Origin of the sequence: Agromyces sp. MMS24-JH15 (genome assembly GCF_043518605.1) — a bacterium.
Taxonomy (GTDB): Bacteria; Actinomycetota; Actinomycetes; order Actinomycetales; family Microbacteriaceae; genus Agromyces.
The window spans coordinates 799,838-816,276 of record NZ_CP171358.1 but is presented as its reverse complement, the minus strand read 5'-3'; the positions used below and the strand labels follow the sequence as shown (position 1 = coordinate 816,276).

Annotated in this window: 15 protein-coding genes and 1 pseudogene; 9 read left to right on the top strand and 7 right to left on the bottom strand. The window is 73.5% G+C overall.

Annotated features, from left to right (window positions below; genetic code table 11):
• Window positions 1-6: 6 nt before the first annotated feature.
• Window positions 7-381, bottom strand: a complete 375-nt coding sequence (locus ACDF64_RS03660; RefSeq protein WP_394553463.1) for a hypothetical protein — start codon at window positions 379-381, stop codon at window positions 7-9.
• Between the two features lie 67 nt (window positions 382-448).
• On the opposite strand from ACDF64_RS03660, the gene cofE reads away from it, so the two are divergent.
• From cofE to ACDF64_RS03625, 7 genes and pseudogenes are all read left to right on the top strand, one after another.
• Window positions 449-1,222 (top strand): coenzyme F420-0:L-glutamate ligase, encoded by a 774-nt coding sequence (gene cofE / locus ACDF64_RS03655; RefSeq protein WP_394553462.1) that lies wholly within the window; start codon window positions 449-451, stop codon window positions 1,220-1,222.
• Window positions 1,223-1,247: 25 nt separating this feature from the next.
• Window positions 1,248-2,248, top strand: a pseudogene (locus tag ACDF64_RS03650) (TIGR03557 family F420-dependent LLM class oxidoreductase).
• Entirely contained in the window at window positions 2,245-2,931 is a 687-nt protein-coding gene (cofC, locus tag ACDF64_RS03645; protein ID WP_394553461.1) for a 2-phospho-L-lactate guanylyltransferase, read from the top strand. The pseudogene ACDF64_RS03650 and the gene cofC overlap by 4 nt, the downstream one beginning before the upstream one ends.
• Window positions 2,932-2,952: 21 nt before the next feature.
• Window positions 2,953-3,987, top strand: a complete 1,035-nt coding sequence (fgd, locus tag ACDF64_RS03640) for a glucose-6-phosphate dehydrogenase (coenzyme-F420) (RefSeq protein WP_394553460.1) — start codon at window positions 2,953-2,955, stop codon at window positions 3,985-3,987.
• A 98-nt stretch (window positions 3,988-4,085) separates the two neighbouring features.
• A complete protein-coding gene (locus ACDF64_RS03635; protein ID WP_394553459.1) occupies window positions 4,086-5,294 on the top strand; it encodes an outer membrane lipoprotein carrier protein LolA in 1,209 nt (402 codons plus the stop codon).
• 10 nt (window positions 5,295-5,304) lie between these two features.
• On the top strand, window positions 5,305-6,351 hold the full coding sequence (locus tag ACDF64_RS03630; RefSeq protein WP_394553458.1) for an ABC transporter ATP-binding protein: 1,047 nt from the start codon (window positions 5,305-5,307) through the stop codon (window positions 6,349-6,351).
• Entirely contained in the window at window positions 6,338-7,282 is a 945-nt protein-coding gene (locus ACDF64_RS03625) for an ABC transporter permease (RefSeq protein ID WP_394553457.1), read from the top strand. The genes ACDF64_RS03630 and ACDF64_RS03625 overlap by 14 nt, the downstream gene beginning before the upstream one ends.
• A gap of 28 nt (window positions 7,283-7,310) precedes the next feature.
• Here ACDF64_RS03625 and ACDF64_RS03620 read toward each other — a convergent pair whose 3' ends face one another.
• From ACDF64_RS03620 to ACDF64_RS03605, 4 genes are all read right to left on the bottom strand, one after another.
• Window positions 7,311-7,781: a hypothetical protein gene (locus ACDF64_RS03620; RefSeq protein WP_394553456.1), complete on the bottom strand. Its 471-nt coding sequence runs from the start codon at window positions 7,779-7,781 to the stop codon at window positions 7,311-7,313.
• Window positions 7,782-7,790: 9 nt separating this feature from the next.
• Entirely contained in the window at window positions 7,791-8,681 is an 891-nt protein-coding gene (locus ACDF64_RS03615; RefSeq protein ID WP_394553455.1) for an ABC transporter ATP-binding protein, read from the bottom strand.
• Entirely contained in the window at window positions 8,678-9,682 is a 1,005-nt protein-coding gene (locus ACDF64_RS03610) for a putative F420-0 ABC transporter permease subunit (protein WP_394553454.1), read from the bottom strand. Before ACDF64_RS03610 ends, ACDF64_RS03615 begins: the two co-directional genes overlap by 4 nt.
• 170 nt (window positions 9,683-9,852) lie before the next feature.
• Entirely contained in the window at window positions 9,853-10,929 is a 1,077-nt protein-coding gene (locus ACDF64_RS03605; RefSeq protein WP_394553453.1) for a putative F420-0 ABC transporter substrate-binding protein, read from the bottom strand.
• A gap of 337 nt (window positions 10,930-11,266) precedes the next feature.
• On the opposite strand from ACDF64_RS03605, the gene ACDF64_RS03600 reads away from it, so the two are divergent.
• A complete protein-coding gene (locus ACDF64_RS03600) occupies window positions 11,267-11,665 on the top strand; it encodes a peptidoglycan-binding protein (protein ID WP_394553452.1) in 399 nt (132 codons plus the stop codon).
• Window positions 11,666-11,763: 98 nt separating this feature from the next.
• Here ACDF64_RS03600 and cofD read toward each other — a convergent pair whose 3' ends face one another.
• Together cofD and ACDF64_RS03590 are read right to left on the bottom strand one after the other, a co-directional pair.
• On the bottom strand, window positions 11,764-12,858 hold the full coding sequence (cofD, locus tag ACDF64_RS03595) for a 2-phospho-L-lactate transferase (protein WP_394553451.1): 1,095 nt from the start codon (window positions 12,856-12,858) through the stop codon (window positions 11,764-11,766).
• A gap of 147 nt (window positions 12,859-13,005) precedes the next feature.
• Window positions 13,006-15,141: a bifunctional lysylphosphatidylglycerol flippase/synthetase MprF gene (locus ACDF64_RS03590; protein ID WP_394553450.1), complete on the bottom strand. Its 2,136-nt coding sequence runs from the start codon at window positions 15,139-15,141 to the stop codon at window positions 13,006-13,008.
• Window positions 15,142-15,337: 196 nt separating this feature from the next.
• Here ACDF64_RS03590 and ACDF64_RS03585 point away from each other — a divergent pair, with 196 nt between their 5' ends.
• Window positions 15,338-16,438 carry a Fic family protein gene (locus tag ACDF64_RS03585; RefSeq protein ID WP_394553449.1) on the top strand — a complete coding sequence of 367 codons (1,101 nt, stop codon included), beginning with the start codon at window positions 15,338-15,340 and terminating at the stop codon, window positions 16,436-16,438.
• The last annotated feature ends 1 nt before the right edge of the window (window position 16,439 follow it).

Here is a 16,439-nt window from a genome sequence, read left to right as displayed (position 1 = left end):
ACGCCCTCAGAGCGTCGCGCCCGGCACCCCCGAGACCGTGATCAGGACGCCGACGACGAACACCGCGATGACGAGCGCGATGCCGACGAGGGGGATCCAGAACGCGATCCGCTTGAAGACGAGCACGATCACGGCGGCGACGATCGGCGGCACGGCCGCGATGATCGGCCCGAACATCGCCACGACGAACCCGGTGCCGATGACGTCGTAGTCGCACTCGACCGCGCCGCAGGAGTCGCCCGCGAACGCGAGGAAGAACGACAGGACCCAGAGGACCGCGGTCACGCCGATCAGCACCACGATCAGCACGATGGTCAGCACCAGGTCCCACACGATGACACGACGCGGCTCGGTCGCGACCGGCGCCTGCTCCCATCCCATGCGGGGCAGTCTGGCAGCCGCCGTCGCCGACCTGCAATGATGGCGTGGAACCGACCAGGGGGTGCGAGTGCGATTCAGCGTCGAGGGCGTCGAGGGCATCGGCGAGATCCACGTCGGCGCGGACCTGCCAGGCATCATCGCCGCCGCATCCGACCTCGAGGACGGCGACGTCGTCGTCGTGACCTCGAAGATCGTGTCGAAGGCCGAGGGCCGGATCGTCCAGGCCGACGACCGCGAGGACGCGATCACCGCCGAGACCGTGCGCATCGTGGCGTCGCGCGCGTTCGACGGCGGCGTGACCCGCATCGTCGAGAACCGGCAGGGCATCGTGCAGGCGGCCGCGGGCGTCGACGCGTCGAACGCGCCGGACGGCACGGTGCTCCTGCTCCCGCTCGACCCGGACGCGTCGGCGCGCGAACTCGCGACGGGCCTGCGCGCCCTCACCGGTGCGCACGTGGGCGTCATCATCACCGACACGGTCGGACGTGCGTGGCGCGAGGGGCAGACCGACCTCGCGATCGGCGCGGCCGGCGTGCAGGTGTTCGAGGACCTCCGGGGGTCGGTGGATGCCTCGGGCAAGCCGCTCGCGGTCACGATGCCGTGCGTGGCCGACGAGATCGCGGGGGCCGCGGAGCTCGTGAAGGGCAAGTCGGCCGGGGTGCCGGTCGCGATCGTGCGGGGACTCGGCCGCTACGTCGGCGACCTCGACCTGCCGGGAGCGCGGAGCATCATCCGGCCGGCGGAGCGCGACCTGTTCCGCCAGGGCGCGGACGAGGCGTACGACGAGGGCTACCGCGCCGGGTTCGACGAGGCCCAGGCGGAGGGATCGCTGCGGGCGTGACCCGCCGGCACGGCAGGATTGAGGCATGACCCCCCGCATCGGCTACGCCGTCATGCTCGAGCGCTTCCCGCCGGCCGAGGCGGTCGGGTTCGCCGAACTCGCCGAGCGGCACGGCTTCAGCGGCTCGATGGCGAGCGACCACTTCCAGCCGTGGCTGCCGGCGCAGGGCGAGTCATCCTTCGTCTGGAGCGTGCTCGCGTCGATCGCGGCGCGCACGACCGGTGACTTCGGGCCGGGCGTCACGACGCCCGGGTTCCGGATGCATCCCGCCGTCGTGGCCCAGGCCTCGGCGACGCTCGCGGCGATGCACCCCGGCCGCCACTGGCTCGGCATCGGGTCGGGCGAGGCGCTCAACGAGCACGTCGTCGGCCGGTACTGGCCGGAGGCGCCCGAGCGCATCAACCGCATGTTCGAGGCGGTCGACCTCATCAAGCGGCTGTTCTCGTCGTCGATCGCCGGCCGCGACACGCGCTTCCAGGGGCAGTGGTTCAAGCTCGAGTCGACCCGCCTGTGGACCATGCCCGAGCGGGCGCCGCAGATCCTCGTCGCGGCGGGCGGCCCGGTGACCGCGAAGCGCGCGGGTCGCACGGTCGACGGCCTCATCACGACGGGCGCGCCCGACGACGACCGGCTGCCGATCCTATTGAAGCGCTTCGCCGAGGGCGCGCGCGAGGTCGGCCGGGATGCGTCGCGCATGCCGAAGGTGCTGCAGTTGCACCTGTCGTGGGCGCCGACCGACGAGGAGGCGCTCGCGAACGCCGTTGCCGAGTGGCCCATCGCGGGCCTGCGGATCCCGCGGGGGACATCCGCTCGCCGTTCGACTTCGAGCACGTCGCGCGGACCGTCCGGCCCGAGGACTTCGAGGGCCGGGTGCTCATCGGCGCCGACCCCGATCGGCACCGCGCCGGCATCCAGCGCGCCCTCGACCTCGGGTTCGACCGCATCTACCTGCACAACGTCGGCCGCGACCAGCGCACGTTCCTCGAGGTGTTCGGCCGGGACGTGCTGCCGGGTCTTCGGCGATGACCGCCGATGCCCAGCCGGCCGCGGTGGTCGAGGAGCGACCGACGGGGTCGGACGCGTCTCGAGACCCCGACTGGACCGTCGTCATCCCGGTGAAGGCGCCGACGCGCGCGAAGACGAGGCTCGCACCCGACCTCGATCCCGCCGCGCGGGAACGGCTCGCGGCCGCGTTCGCCGTCGACACGTTCGCGGCGGCGGTCGGCGCGGCGGGCGTCCGGCGCGTGCTCGTGGTCGGCGAGGCCGACGCGACGCGACGTGCCGCCGAGGCCGCGGGTGCCGAGTACGTCGCCGAGTCGGGCGGGACCGGCCTCCGGGCGGCGATCGCCGACGGCGTGCGCGCGGCCGGGCCGGGGGACGTGGCCGTGCTGCTCGGCGACCTGCCGTGCCTCCGGTCGGAGGACCTCGCCGACGCGCTCGCGGACGCGGCGGGGCATCCGCTCGCCTTCGTGCGCGACGCGGACGGCACCGGCACGACGCTCGCGACCGCACGGGCCGGGGTCGGGTTCGCGGCGCACTTCGGCGACGGGTCGGCCGCGCGGCACGCCGAGGCGGGGTTCGTCGAGCTCGGGGCATCCTCGTCGTCCTCGTGGACGTCGCTGCGTCGCGACGTCGACACGGCCGCGGCGCTCGCGGAGGCCGTCGCGCTCGGCGTCGGCCCCGCCACGACGGCGGCCCTCGCCGGGTGAGGGGCGTGGGAGGATCGGAGGATGACCCTCACCCTCGGATACAAGGCCTCCGCCGAGCAGTTCGCGCCGCGTGAACTCGTCGAGATCGCCGTCGCCGCGGAGGCGCACGGCATGGAGTCGGTGTGGACGAGCGACCACTTCCAGCCGTGGCGCCACACGGGCGGGCACGCCCCGTTCTCGCTGACCTGGATGGCCGCGGTCGGCGAGCGCACCTCGTCGATCCGCATCGGCACGAGCGTCATGACGCCGACGTTCCGATACAACCCGGCCGTGCTCGCGCAGGCGTTCGCGTCGCTCGGATGCCTCTACCCGGGCCGGATCATCGCGGGCTTCGGCACGGGCGAGGCGCTGAACGAGATCGCGACGGGCTACCGCGGTGCGGGCGAGCAGGACTGGCCCGAGTTCCGCGAGCGGTTCGCGCGGCTGCGCGAGTCGGTGCGGCTCATGCGCGCGCTCTGGACCGAGGACGGCCAGGTGAACTTCGAGGGCGAGTACTACTCGACCCACGACGCGTCGATCTACGACCGGCCGGATGTCCCGGTGCCGGTGTACATCGCCGCCGGCGGCCCGACCGTGGCGAAGTACGCGGGGCGCGCGGGCGACGGGTTCATCTGCACGTCGGGCAAGGGCGCCGAGCTCTACGTCGACCAGCTCATCCCGGCGGTCAAGGAGGGCGTCGACGCCCGTTCCGACGGCCGCGACTACGCCGCGCTCGACCGCATGATCGAGATCAAGCTGTCGTACGAGGAGACCGACGAACTCGCGCTCGAGAACACTCGGTTCTGGTCGCCGCTGTCGCTCTCGGCCGAGCAGAAGCACGACATCAGCGACCCGGTCGAGATGGAGCGGGCCGCGGACGCGCTGCCGATCGAGCAGATCGCGAAGCGCTGGATCGTCGGCAGCGACCCCGACCGGGTCGTCGAGCAGATCGGCCAGTACGTCGACTGGGGCTTCGACCACCTCGTGTTCCACGCGCCCGGCCACGACCAGCGCCGGTTCCTCGAGCTGTTCGAGCGCGACCTCGCGCCGCGGCTGCGGGCACGGGCGGGCGCGTAACCGGTTGAGCCGGTTCCGGGATCCGTCGCCGGCCGGGGCATCCTGATCAGTGCCCGGGATTCGGCGCCGGATGCCTCCCATCGGCGTAGCCTGAGGGGATGAGCACCGCCCCTCGCCGGTCCGCGTCCCGGCGCGAGATCCTGACATGGGTCGCGGCGGTCGGCGTCCCGCTCGCGATCGGCGCCGGCGTCTTCCTGCCGCTGACCGCGTCGGCCGCGGTCGACCTGCCCGACAAGAGCGTCGAGGAACTGATCGCGTTCGCGCAGGCGAGCGACGTCGACGCCCTCTCGGGCACGATCGAGCAGGACTCGGAGCTCGGCCTCCCCGACCTCGACGGGCTCGTCCCGGGGAGCGGCGGCGACGCCGGCGAAGGGTCGGGCGAGACCGGCGACGGCGCGGGCGAGCCGGCCGACCTCGACGATCTGCTCGCGCTCGCGACCGGGTCGCACACCGCGAAGGTGTACCTCGACGGCGAGCAGGCGCGGCTGCAGGTGCTCGACCGGCTCGCCGAGCGGAACGTCTACGTCGACGGCGAGGCGCACGAAGCCTGGTTCGTCGACTCCGAGACCAAGACCGCGACCCGCTTCACGAGGCCCGACGAGATCGACCTCGAGGAATTCGAGCACGGCTCCACGCCGAGCGCCACGGATGCCCCGACGCCCGAGGAGGTCCTCGACCGGGCCCTCGCCGACCTCGACGAGACCACCGAGGTCACGGTCGGCACCGACGGCCGGGTCGCGGGCCGTGACGTCTACGAACTCGTCCTCGCGCCGAGGACCGACGACACGCTCGTCGGCGAGGTGCGCGTCGCGATCGACGGCGAGCACGGGGTGCCGCTCGCGGCGTCGATCACCGCGCGCGGCGCCGACGAGCCCGCGTTCAGCGTCGCCTTCACGGACATCTCGTTCACGGCGCCGGATGCCTCGGTGTTCGCCTTCGAGCCGGGAGCGGACTACACCGTGGTCGAGCGCGAGCTCCCGGTCCCGTCGGAGCACGGCGACGACCAGGCCGGCGCGACCTCGGAGGAGGCGACCGGTCCGGTCGTGCACGGCGACGGCTGGTCGGCCGTCGTCGAGTTCCCGGCGCCCGCCGAGGGCGGGGCCTCGGGCGGTCCGCAGGCCGGCGACCTGCCCGAGGGCGCCGGTGACGAGGCATCCGCCGTGCTGGAGCGCGCGACCACGCCGGTCGACGGCGGGCGGGTCCTCGAGACCGCGCTCGTGTCGGTGCTGTTCACGGACGACGGCCGGGTCCTCGTCGGCGCGGTCCCCGCGGAGCGGCTCGTCGAGGCCGCGCAGGCCGGGCGTTGACGGTCCGGCGGTGAGCGGGCGGGCCGACGGCGACCTGGCGATCGAGACGCACGGGCTCACCAAGCGGTTCCGCGCGCACGCCGCGGTCGACGGCATCGACCTCGTCGTGCCGCGCGGTGCGGTGTACGGGTTCCTCGGGCCGAACGGGTCGGGCAAGACCACGACGATCCGGATGCTGCTCGGGCTCGTCCGGCCGACCGCGGGCGAGGTCCACGTGCTCGGCGCACCGATGCCGCGCTCGCTCGACGCGGTGCTGCCACGGGTGGGCGCGCTCGTCGAAGGCCCGGCGTTCTCGCCGTTCCTGACCGGGACCGCGAACCTGCGCCGGTTCGACGCCGCCGATCGGCACTCGGACCCGGCGACCCGCGCCGCTCGCGCCGCGGACGCGCTCGACCGGGTCGGGCTGACGCACGCCGCGGGCAAGAAGGCGCACGCCTACTCGCTCGGCATGAAGCAGCGCCTGGGCCTCGCGAACGCGCTGCTCATGCCCCGGGACCTCCTCGTGCTCGACGAACCCACGAACGGACTCGACCCGCAGGGCACGCGCGAGGTCCGCTCGCTCGTGCGCTCGTTCGCGGCGGACGGCACGACCGTGTTCGTGTCGAGCCACCTGCTCGCGGAGGTCGAGCAGCTGTGCACGCACGTGGGCGTCATGAGCGGCGGCCGGCTCGTCGCGCAGGGCACGATCGAGGAGTTCCGCCGCTCGGGCGGGCATGTGCGCATCGAGGTGCGCACGCCGGATGCCGCGGCCGCCCGACGCGTGCTCGCGCGGCTCGGGGTCGCGGTCGACGACGGGCACGGGGCATCCGACCTCGACGTGGTCACGGGGACGATCGCGGACGCGGACGCGGACCCGGACGCGCCCGGCGCCGACGCACGCCGTGCCGACGTGTCGGCTGCGGGCGCGGCGGATGCCGCGTCCGACCTCCGGCCCGAGGCGATCGTCGCCGCGCTCGTGGCCGACGGCGTGCGGGTGCGCGGGTTCGCGGTCGAACGGGCGAGCCTCGAACAGCGGTTCGTCGAGCTCACGGGGGAGGGCTTCGATGTCGTCGCCTGAGGCGGATGCGTCGGCGGTCGCCGGGACCCGGACCGGGACCGAGGCCGGGGCCACCCCCGGGGGCCCGGGCGTGAGCGCGACCGGGGCATCCGGGCTTCGGCCGCGCCGGGCCGCGTCGGGCACCCTCCGGCTGCTCGGGAACGAACTGGCGACGCTCTTCCGGCGGTGGCGCACCTGGGCGATGCTCGGCGCGCTCGCGCTCATCCCGATCCTGATCGCCGTCGCGCTGCGCATCGCCGGGGCGACCCGTGCGGGCCGCGGGCCGGCGTTCCTCGACCAGGTCACCGACAACGGGCTCTTCGTCGGCGTCGCGGCGATGACGGTCGCCATCCCGCTGTTCCTCCCGCTCACGATCGCCGTGACCGCGGGCGACGCGATCGCCGGGGAGGCGAGCCACGGCACCCTTCGCTACCTGCTGATCGCACCGGCCGGGCGCATCCGCCTGCTCGTCGTCAAGTACCTCGCGGCCGCCGCGTTCTGCCTCGCGGCGACGTCGACGCTCGTCGTCGTCGGCACGCTCGTCGGCTGGGCCCTGTTCCCGATCGGCCCGGTGACGCTGCTGTCGGGCGCGCAGGTGTCGGTGGGCGAGGGGCTCCTGCGCTTCCTCGCGATCGCCGCGTACGCGACCGTCTCGCTCCTCGGGCTCTCGGCGATCGGACTGTTCCTGTCCACCCTCACGACCGTGCCCATCGGGGCGATGGCCGCGACGGCGATCCTCGCGGTGGCGTCGCAGATCGTCGGGTCGATCCCGCAGCTCGAGGCGTGGCATCCATGGCTGTTCACCGATCGCTGGCTCGACTTCGCCGACCTGCTGCGCTCGCCGATCGTGTGGGACTCGTTCGCCGCGAACGCGTTGCTGCAGGGGGCGTACGTCCTCGTGTTCGGTGTGCTCGCGATCGCCCGGTTCACGACGCGCGACGTGCTGAGCTGAGGGCCCGGCCGGTTCGCTTCCGCGCGGATCAGCGCAGGTCGCCGACGCTTCGCGGGACGGCGCAGTAGTCCAGGAGGTACCGGGTGGGCGCGGACTCATCGGTCGCGTCGACCATCACCGTGGCCCCGGTGTGGGGCAGCGCGTCGCCCTGGAGCGTCCAGACCGAGAAGTGCCAGACGCCGACGACCGAGAGGTCGTGCAGGCGCCGGCCGTCGACGACGAGGACCGTGTCCGAGCCATCGGCGACGGCGAGCGACTGCGCCCGGAAGGGGTCGACGACGCTCGCGCGCAGGGCCGCCTCGTCGACATCGCCGATCGAGAGCCGCACCGCGTGCTGCCCCCGCCGCCCGAGCGCGACGGCCAGGTCGTCGGCCAGGCGCGCGGCGACCGCGGCATCCTCGCCCTCGACCGCGACGAGCCGGCGCCCGGTCGGTCGCAGGTGCAGGAACTCGGCGGCGATGGAGTCCAGGAACTCGGCCCGGGTGTCGCGCTCGGTCATGCCCAAAGGCTACGCCCGGCCGGCCCCGCCGCCGCTCGCGATGCCGAGGTAGTGCACCACCGGCGTCCCGGTGCGCGGATGCGTCGTCACCTCGGCGTCGACCCCCCAGACCGTGCGGAGGAGCCCGGCGGTGAGCACCTCGGCCGTCGGTCCGGCCGCGACCACCCGGCCCTCGGCGAGCACGACGACGTGATCGGCGTACGACGCCGCGAGCCCGAGGTCGTGGAGCGCGGCCAGCACCGTCAGCCCGCCCGCGGCGAGCCGTCGCAGCAGGTCGAGGGTCACGAGCTGCGCACGCACGTCGAGGTGGTTGGTCGGCTCGTCGAGGAGCAGCAGCTCCGGCTCCTGCGCGAGCGCACGGGCGAGATTCACCCGCTGGCGCTCGCCGCCCGAGAGCTCGTCGTAGGGTCGCGCCGCGAACTCGGCGGCGCCGACGGCCGCGAGGCTGTGCGCGACGACCTCGCGGTCGACCGCTCGGTCGCCGCCCCACGCGCCCTGGTGCGGGATGCGGCCGAGCGCGACGACGTCGGCGACGCGCAGGCCCTGCGTGCGGGCGTCCCGGGTCTCCTGCTCGGCGAGGGCGATGCGCCGTGCGCGCTCCCGCCGGGGGAGGGACGTGAGGTCGTCGCCCGCGAGCAGCGCGGTGCCCGCCGCCGGACGCTCGACGCCCGCCAGCAGGTGCAGCAGCGTGCTCTTGCCCGCGCCGTTCGGGCCCACGAGCGCCGCGACGGCCCCGCGCGGCACCTCGAGGCCGATCTCCTCGAGCACGATCCGGTCGCGCCGGGCGAAGCCCAGACGGGCGACCTCGAGCGCGGATGCCTCGGGCGGGGATGCCTCGGGCGCGACATTCGTCGCGGCGGCGCCGGTCGTGGCATCCACGCGGGTGTCCGAGGCAGTCATGCCGCCCTCCTCGCGCGGATCAGGAGCACCGCGAACACCGGGCCGCCGACGAGCGCGGTGAGGATCCCGACCGGCAGCTCGCGGGGATCGAACAGCGTGCGCGCCCCGGTGTCGACCCAGACCAGGAACACGGCGCCCGCGAGCGCGGACAGCGGCAGCAGCGCGCGGTGCCCCGAGCCCGCCACCAGGCGGACCGCGTGCGGCAGGATCAGGCCGACGAACCCGATCGCGCCGCTCACCGCGACGAGGGCTCCCGTCAGCAGCGCGGTCGCGACCAGGAGCAGGATCCGGGTGCGTGCGACATGCACGCCGAGCGCGGCGGCGGCGGCGTCCCCGAACGTGAACGCGTCGAGCGTGCGCCCGGTGAGCAGCAGCGGCCCGCCGACCACGACCAGCGCGCCGCCCGCGAGCGCGACCGAGGACCAGTCGGCGCCCGCCAACGAGCCGAGCAGCCAGTTCAGGATCTCGCGGTAGCTGTCGGTCGTCGCGCTCCAGAAGATGACCAGGCTCGTCACCGCGCCGAAGACCGCGGAGACCGCGATGCCCGCGAGCACGGTCGTCGTCGGGCTGAGGCCGCCGGCCGCGCGGGCCAGGCCGAGGGTGGCGGCGAGCGCGGCGAGCGCGCCCGCGAACGCGGCGACGGGCAGCACCAGGCCGAGTCCGAGCACCAGGACCACGACGGCGCCGACGGATGCCCCGGACGACAGGCCGAGCAGGTACGGGTCCGCGAGCGGATTGCGGGTGAGCGCCTGCATCACGCCACCGCACAGCGCGAGCCCGGCGCCGACCGCGGCCGCGGCGAGCACGCGGGGCATCCTGAGCTCCCAGACGATCGCGTCCTGCAACGGCGGCAGGCTGGAGGACCCGATCCCGAGATGCGCGAGCAGGCTCTGCCAGACGTCGGCCGGTGCGAGCCCGGCGGGGCCCACGACGACGGCCGCCACGATCGAGGCGAGCAGCGCGAACACGAGCGCGGCGCCCCAGGCGAGCGGCGCGGCCATGGTCGGGCGAGCGGGGTGCGGAGGGAGGGCACCGGGAGCCCGGCCCGTATCGGGGTGCCGTTCGATCGCGTCGGCCTCGATGAGGGTCCCCTCGGGCGGCGCCGCTCGACCACCGTGGGGCGGTGCTGCTCGAGCCCCGGGCGGGGCTCCTCCACCGACGGCGGGGGACATCAGCGCAGCGCCCCGAGCTGCTCGACCAGCGACTGCACCGCGGAGACGTTCCGCACGCCCGCCTCGGTCGAGGGGAAGTCGACGACCACGAAGCGGGCCTCCTGCACGGCGGGCAGTGCGGCCGTCGCCGCGTTGGCGCGGAGCTTCTCGATCTTCTGGTCGGCGGTGTTCCACGGGGCATCCACCAGGACGATGACGTCGGGGTTCGCGGCGACGATCGCCTCCCAGCCCATCGAGGTCCAGGTGTCGTGGACGTCGGCCGCGACGTTGTCGAGGCCCGCGGCATCCATGATCATCTGCGGCGCGCCGATGCCGGCACCGACGAAGGGGGTGTCGTCGCCGGACGAGTACCAGAGCGCCGACCAGCCGGCGTCGCTCGGCTCGATCGCGTCGAGCGCGGCCTGCTGCTCGGCGACCAGGTGGGCCGCGGCGTCCGGCACGCCGAAGATCGCCCCGGCCTCCTCGAATTCGCGGAACACCTCGTCGAACGTGAGCGGGTCGGGCATGTAGCCCTCGGTCTTGCAGGCCGCGGGCGCGACGTACGTGTGCACGCCGAGCTGCTCGAGCAGGGCGCGGTCGCCCGCGCCGTCGGCGGTGAGGATCGACTCCCAGCCGGCGAACACGAGGTCGGGCTCGAGCGCGAGCGTCGCCTCCTGCGACGGCACCTTGTCGCTCACGACCTCGATGCCGGATGCCGCGTCCGCCGGGTCGGCCGGGACGGCGCCGATGATCTCGTCGGGCACCGGTCCGTCGCTGAACGCGCTGCCGACGACCCGGTCGGCGACGCCGAGGGCGACGAGCAGCTCGAGCGTCGACGACTTGACCGTGACGACCCGCTCGGGCGCGTGATCGAACGTGACCTCAGTGCCGCAGTTGTCGACCGTGAGCGGGTACGAGGATGCCGCGGCCGCCGCCGCACCGCCGTCGGCGTTTGAGCCGGCGTCGGGCGAGGAGGCGGGGGCGGCGCAGCCGGCGAGGGCGAGCGCCACGAGCGGCAGGGCCGCGATCGGCGCGGCGTGACGGCGGCGCAGACGGTTCGGTCGGGGACGACGGGAGCGCATGGGGAGCGCGGGCATGGGACCTCCGGGCAGGGGAGACGACGGTGAGTTCGGTGCAACCGACGAATGTCGGGGACTCACGGCCCACAGCCCGGGCCATCGAAACCGGTCACAGCACGACCGGCGGTCGCTGCCAGTCTACGACCTCGCCCCCATTTCAGACCTCGGCCCCATTTCAGACCTCGCGCCCATTTCAGGATGAGAGCCGACATCGCCGCTCCCATCCTGAATGGGGAGGGGACGAGCGGACGGGCGGACCGGCGGGCGGGGAGTGGTCCCCATCGTGACCGCGTCCGCGGAACCGTAGGCTCAGGTCCGGTTCGGCGGCACGGTGCCGCCGGGAAGGACACCCTGCATGCCCACCCGCACTCGTCGTCACAAACTCGCCCTGGCGCTCGCCGCCTTCTCGCTCGCCGCAGCCGGCACCGTGGGCGCTGTCGGCGCCGCGCCCGCCCCCGCCGAGGCCGCAGGCCGCTGCGTGGACTACAACTACTCGCAGGGTGGCTACTCCTCCTGCATCGGCTACATCCAGCAGCTCCTGAACGACAAGATCCAGAACAAGATCGCCGTCGACAACGCCTTCGGCCCGGCGACCAGGGCCGCCGTGATCTCCGTCCAGCGGAACGTCGGACTCGTCGCCGACGGCATCGTCGGACCCAAGACGTGGAACTACCTCTGCTACCCGCAGCGCGGCCCGGGCCCGGTGCCCGGCTTCCCGTACGCCGCGGCCCGCGCCGCCGGCTGCGCGATCTGAGATCGGCGATCACCCCGGGTCGGTGACGATCCCGGGTTCGCCGACGATCCGGGGTCGCTGAACCGCTCAGCGGCCCCGGCCGGTCGGAACGTCGCTGCTCAGGGTCCGGGCAGCGCGAGGTCGAGCGCCGCGCCCGCGAGCGCGGCGGACGTCTCGAGGTCGCGCATCCAAAGCGGCACCGCACGCGCCGCGAAGCCGTCGGCGCGGAGCCCGTCGACCTCGGCCGCGTCCTCCTCGGCGACGAGCCAGCCGTCGAGCAGGCCTCGGGCGCCGTCCGTAGTGTCCGCCGCGCCGGTCGCGTCAGAGCGGGCCCCGTAGTGCCGGGCTTCGGAGTGCCGGGCCCCGTAGTGCCGGGCGACGGCCGCGGCATCCGTCTGCACGCCGATCGCCGACAGGCACGCGTCGGCCATGCCGCGCACGACGGCGCCGCCGATGATGGGGGAGACGCCGACGACCGGGGCATCCGTCGCCGCGAGCGCCTCGCGGATGCCCGGGATCGCGAGGATCGTGCCGATCGACACGACCGGATTCGAGGGTGCGACGAGCACGACGTCGGCGTCCGCGATCGCCTCGACCACGCCGGGAGCGGGGCGCGCCGTCCCGAGGTTCCGCTGGCGGAACTCGCGCGCGGGCAGGGTCGCGCGGTAGCGGGTCCACCACTCCTGGAAGTGGAGCTCCCGCGTCGGTGCGCCGCCGCCCGGGGCATCCGCGCCGCCCGGGGCATCCGGATCGTCGACCAGGACGTGCGTGTCGACCTCGGCGTCGGTCGCCGGGAGCAGTCGCACCCCGAGCGGCCAGCGTGCCTGCAGCCGCTCGGCGACCTGCGCCGGCGCGAGGCCCTCGCGGAGCCACGCCGTGCGCGCGAGGTGCGTCCCGAGGTCGAGGTCGCCGAGCGTGAACCACGGCCAGCCGACGCCCCACTCGCGGAGCTCGGCCGCGACGCGCTCGGTCTCGCCCGCGCGCCCCCACCCGCGCTCGGTGTCGTTCACGCCCGCGAGCGCGTAGAGCAGCGAGTCGAAGTCGGGCCAGAGCCGCACGCCCGCGAGCCAGAGGTCGTCGCCGGTGTTCACGACGACGTCGACGGATGCCTCGCTCCCGCCCGCCCCGTCGGGGAAGCGCCTGCGCACCTCCTCGCGCACGCCGCGCACGAACCGTGCGCCGCCGACGCCGCCCGCGAGCACCGTGATCCGCATCGGGCCAGCCTAGACGGCCGTGCGGGCCCTGCGGCCGAGGCTGCGCTGCCGCCGGAAGCAGGTCCTCGCGTCGGAACCTCTGCGCGCCGTGCTTCGAGTACCGGAAGCGGATTCGAACGCGACACCCGCGGGAAGGGAAGGGGCGCGTCAGGGGCGGATCGAGACCCCGGCGCGCACGAGTTGGGGCACGGTCGCGTCGGGCAGGTACGCGCGGACCAGGCCGAGCGCGATGCGCGGGAGGTCGGCCTCGTCGGGGTAGAGCAGGAACATCGGCGCGGCGCGCGGGTTGAACTTCTGCTTGAACCGGTGCAGCGAGCGGAAGCCGTAGGCCGGTTCGAGGATGCCCCCGAGCTGGTCGAGGACGCGCTCGATGGGCTCCACGTCGTCGTCGACCTCGGAGCGCGCGAGCGGCGCGCCCGACAGCGAGAGGAAGGCGGCGCCCTCGTCGCGGAGGGTGACGAGCGACGACCCGATCAGGAACTCCATGACCTGGGGGAAGCCGCCGTCGCGCCGCCGCATGAGGTCGAGCGTCCACCCCGTCGGCTCGCCGCCCGGCGCGTAGACGGGCAGCCAGCTGAGGAAGCCGTCGACGGTGCCGTCGGCGGCCTCGGCGAGCGCCAGCCGCACCGCGGGGTCGAGGGCCTCGTCGATCGATCCGAGCGTGAACCGCATCTCGGGCAGACCCTTGTCGCCGACCCACTCCTCCGAGATGGCGGTGACCTGGGCGCGCACCGATCGCGGCTCGGACGCGAGCGTCGTCATCCGGAACCGCACGCCCTCCCGCTCGGCGCGGTTCAGCGCCTGGCGCACCTGGCTCCACCGCTTGCCCGTGAGCTCGAGGCCGGGCAGGTCCACGATCGTGTCCTCCGCGATCTGCAGCGCGTGCCAGCCGTCCGGCATCGCGGCGCGGGCCGCCGCGCTCGCGCCGAAGACGGTCGCGACGAACCCGGCGTGCTCGGCCGCGTCGATGAACTCGGTGAGCGTGGCGCACAGCGCCTCGGGCGGGGCGATCGGGTCGCCGAGCACGATGGCGACGCCCTGATGCGTCTGGTACGCGACGACCGAGCCGTGGTCGGAGCCGAAGAAGTGGCGGTTGTCGTCCCACGTGGCCATCCAGGAGAGCGGGCCGCCGCCGACGCTCCGCACGACGTCGCGCGCCTCGTCGATGCGGGCGCCCGGCCGCTCGGCGCCGCGGTCGCCCGGGAGCCTGCGGCGCAGGCGCGCGCGGAACGCCCGTCGGCAGATGAGCAGCCACGCGAGCATGACCGTCCAGAGGAAGCCGGTCGCCGAGGCGAACGCGAGCCCCTCCCGCTCGTCGTATCCCTCGGGCGTGCCGAACAGCTCCGGGTGCGCGATGAGGAACACGGCGAGCGCGCCGACGAGCACGTTCAGGCCCACGAGGACCACGGCGAGGATCCACGCCGCTCGGGTGCCCCGGCGGAGCCCGGTGATCATGACGATCGCGACGAGCAGGTCGAATCCGACGTCGATCACGTCGACGCCGCCGACCTGCGTCGTCCCGAACGGGCCGGTGGTCGGCACGAGCGAGGCGACGAGCTCGACCACGATGAGCCCGACGAACAGGACGACCGCGACGAAGCGCTGCTCGCGCACGGTCGGCTTCCGGAACGAGTCGACCTTGATGAGCAGCACCATGCCGACCGCGATGGCATGGATCACGTCGGCGATGGACCCGAGGAACATGAGGCTCACGAGCGCGTACTCGGTGAGGACGAGCATGGACCGGCCGCGCCACGGGGCGGGGAGGCTCGCACAGGCCGCGGTGAGGCAGGCGAACACCCCGCCGGACGGCCCGACGTCGACCTGCGTGACGAGCGACTCGGCCCAGTGCGAGCCCATCTCGGCGAACCCGGCGATCACGATCGCCGCGCCGACCACCGAGAGCACCTGGCCGCCCGTGAAGTAGGCGGCCGCACGCGCGGTGCCGCGGCGCAGTTCGAGCGACCCGACGCCGAGCGGGATCAGGATCGCGAGCAGCACGTACCCCCACGGCGCGGTGACCAGGAACGTGCCCGTCACCGTCGTCCACCAGCGCGAGTCGCTGAACGAGGGCACGCCGTATGCGAAGGTCTCGTACCACGGTGCCTCGCTCGCGGGCGAGGTCAGCGTGCCGGTGAACAGGCCGACGAGGAGGAGCGCGGCGAGCAGCGAGAGCGTGAACGGCACGCGCGCCAGGAACGAGACGATCCGCCTGGCCCTGGTCGGCGAGGTATCGGGCGAGGATGCCTCGGGTGCACGCCGCTCGGTATCCGTCGTCGTCATACGACCCCCTCAGCCCCCCGACCCCTGCGGGCAGGCTACCGGTCGTCGTCCTCGCGGTTCAATGACGGGCACGGGTTCGACGGTCGCTGACGCGCGACACCGTGCATGGGTCGAACCGTTTGACACGTCGCCAGAACGTGTAAAGATTTGCCGGATTTTTTTACATGTCTGGAGGATATGTGACTACGGTTGACACGTGAGCTGGCGACCCGACGAACCGTACAACGCGCTTCCCGAGCTGCCCCCGTCGGTGCCGATCGAGACGAACACGGTGCTCAAAGCAGCGATCGAGGCCCGGTCGGCGCTCGCTGCGCTCGATCAGGCGGCCAGGCGCATGCCGAACCCCGCGGTGCTGCTCAACTCGATCCCGATCCTCGAGGCGCAGGCGAGCTCCGAGATCGAGAACATCGTGACGACGACCGACGAGCTGTTCCGCTTCGCCGACGATGACTCCGGCATCGCAACGCCGGAGACGAAGGAGACGCTGCGATACCGCACCGCGCTGTTCGCAGGACTTCGAAGCATCGAGACACGTCCGCTTTCGGCTTCGACGGCGATCGACATCTGCTCGATGATCCATCGTCGTGACATCGACGTGCGCAACCTCCCGGGCACGATCATCGCGAACCCCGTCACCCGCCGGGCCATCTACACGCCGCCGACCGGGGCGGACGTGATCAGGCGGAAGCTCGCCAACTGGGCGGACTTCCTCCATGGCTCGGCGGAAACGGATCCGCTCGTCAGGATGGCCGTCGCGCACTACCAGTTCGAGGCGATCCACCCCTTCGCCGACGGCAATGGCCGAACCGGGCGCATCCTGAACATCCTGATGCTCGTGGATGCCGGGTTGCTGCAGGCGCCGATCCTGTACCTGTCGCGGTACATCATCGCCCACAAGGACGAGTACTACCGGCTGCTGCTCGCCGTCACCAGCGCCGGTGACTGGGAGCCCTGGGTGGTGTACATGCTCGACGCGGTGCGGGAAACCGCGCGGGCAACCCTCGTGAAGATCGACGCGATCCAAGCCCTCCAGGCCCGGGTGCGGGAGCAGGTCCGAATCACGAGTGCCGGATCCAACTCCGATCTGCTCGAGGTGCTGTTCGAACAGCCGTACTGCCGCATCGCCAACGTCATCGAGCGCTGCAACGTGTCTCGACCGACCGCGACGAAGTGGCTCAATGAACTCGTCGCCCTCGGAACGCTGCACGACCTCAAGGTCGGTCGTGAGCGCCTGTTCATCAACCACGCCTTCCTCACGATCCTCATCCGCGAGGATGCCCCATCGGCGACGAACTGAG

Coding starts and splice junctions, on each gene's coding strand:
- ACDF64_RS03590 (WP_394553450.1), bottom strand. CDS start 15,141: ATGACGACGACGGATACCGAGCGGCGTGCACCCGAGGCATCCTCGCCC.
- cofC (WP_394553461.1), top strand. CDS start 2,245: ATGACCGCCGATGCCCAGCCGGCCGCGGTGGTCGAGGAGCGACCGACG.
- ACDF64_RS03620 (WP_394553456.1), bottom strand. CDS start 7,781: ATGACCGAGCGCGACACCCGGGCCGAGTTCCTGGACTCCATCGCCGCC.
- ACDF64_RS03660 (WP_394553463.1), bottom strand. CDS start 381: ATGGGATGGGAGCAGGCGCCGGTCGCGACCGAGCCGCGTCGTGTCATC.
- ACDF64_RS03600 (WP_394553452.1), top strand. CDS start 11,267: ATGCCCACCCGCACTCGTCGTCACAAACTCGCCCTGGCGCTCGCCGCC.
- ACDF64_RS03610 (WP_394553454.1), bottom strand. CDS start 9,682: ATGGCCGCGCCGCTCGCCTGGGGCGCCGCGCTCGTGTTCGCGCTGCTC.
- ACDF64_RS03625 (WP_394553457.1), top strand. CDS start 6,338: ATGTCGTCGCCTGAGGCGGATGCGTCGGCGGTCGCCGGGACCCGGACC.
- ACDF64_RS03615 (WP_394553455.1), bottom strand. CDS start 8,681: ATGACTGCCTCGGACACCCGCGTGGATGCCACGACCGGCGCCGCCGCG.
- fgd (WP_394553460.1), top strand. CDS start 2,953: ATGACCCTCACCCTCGGATACAAGGCCTCCGCCGAGCAGTTCGCGCCG.
- ACDF64_RS03605 (WP_394553453.1), bottom strand. CDS start 10,929: ATGCCCGCGCTCCCCATGCGCTCCCGTCGTCCCCGACCGAACCGTCTG.
- cofD (WP_394553451.1), bottom strand. CDS start 12,858: ATGCGGATCACGGTGCTCGCGGGCGGCGTCGGCGGCGCACGGTTCGTG.
- ACDF64_RS03635 (WP_394553459.1), top strand. CDS start 4,086: ATGAGCACCGCCCCTCGCCGGTCCGCGTCCCGGCGCGAGATCCTGACA.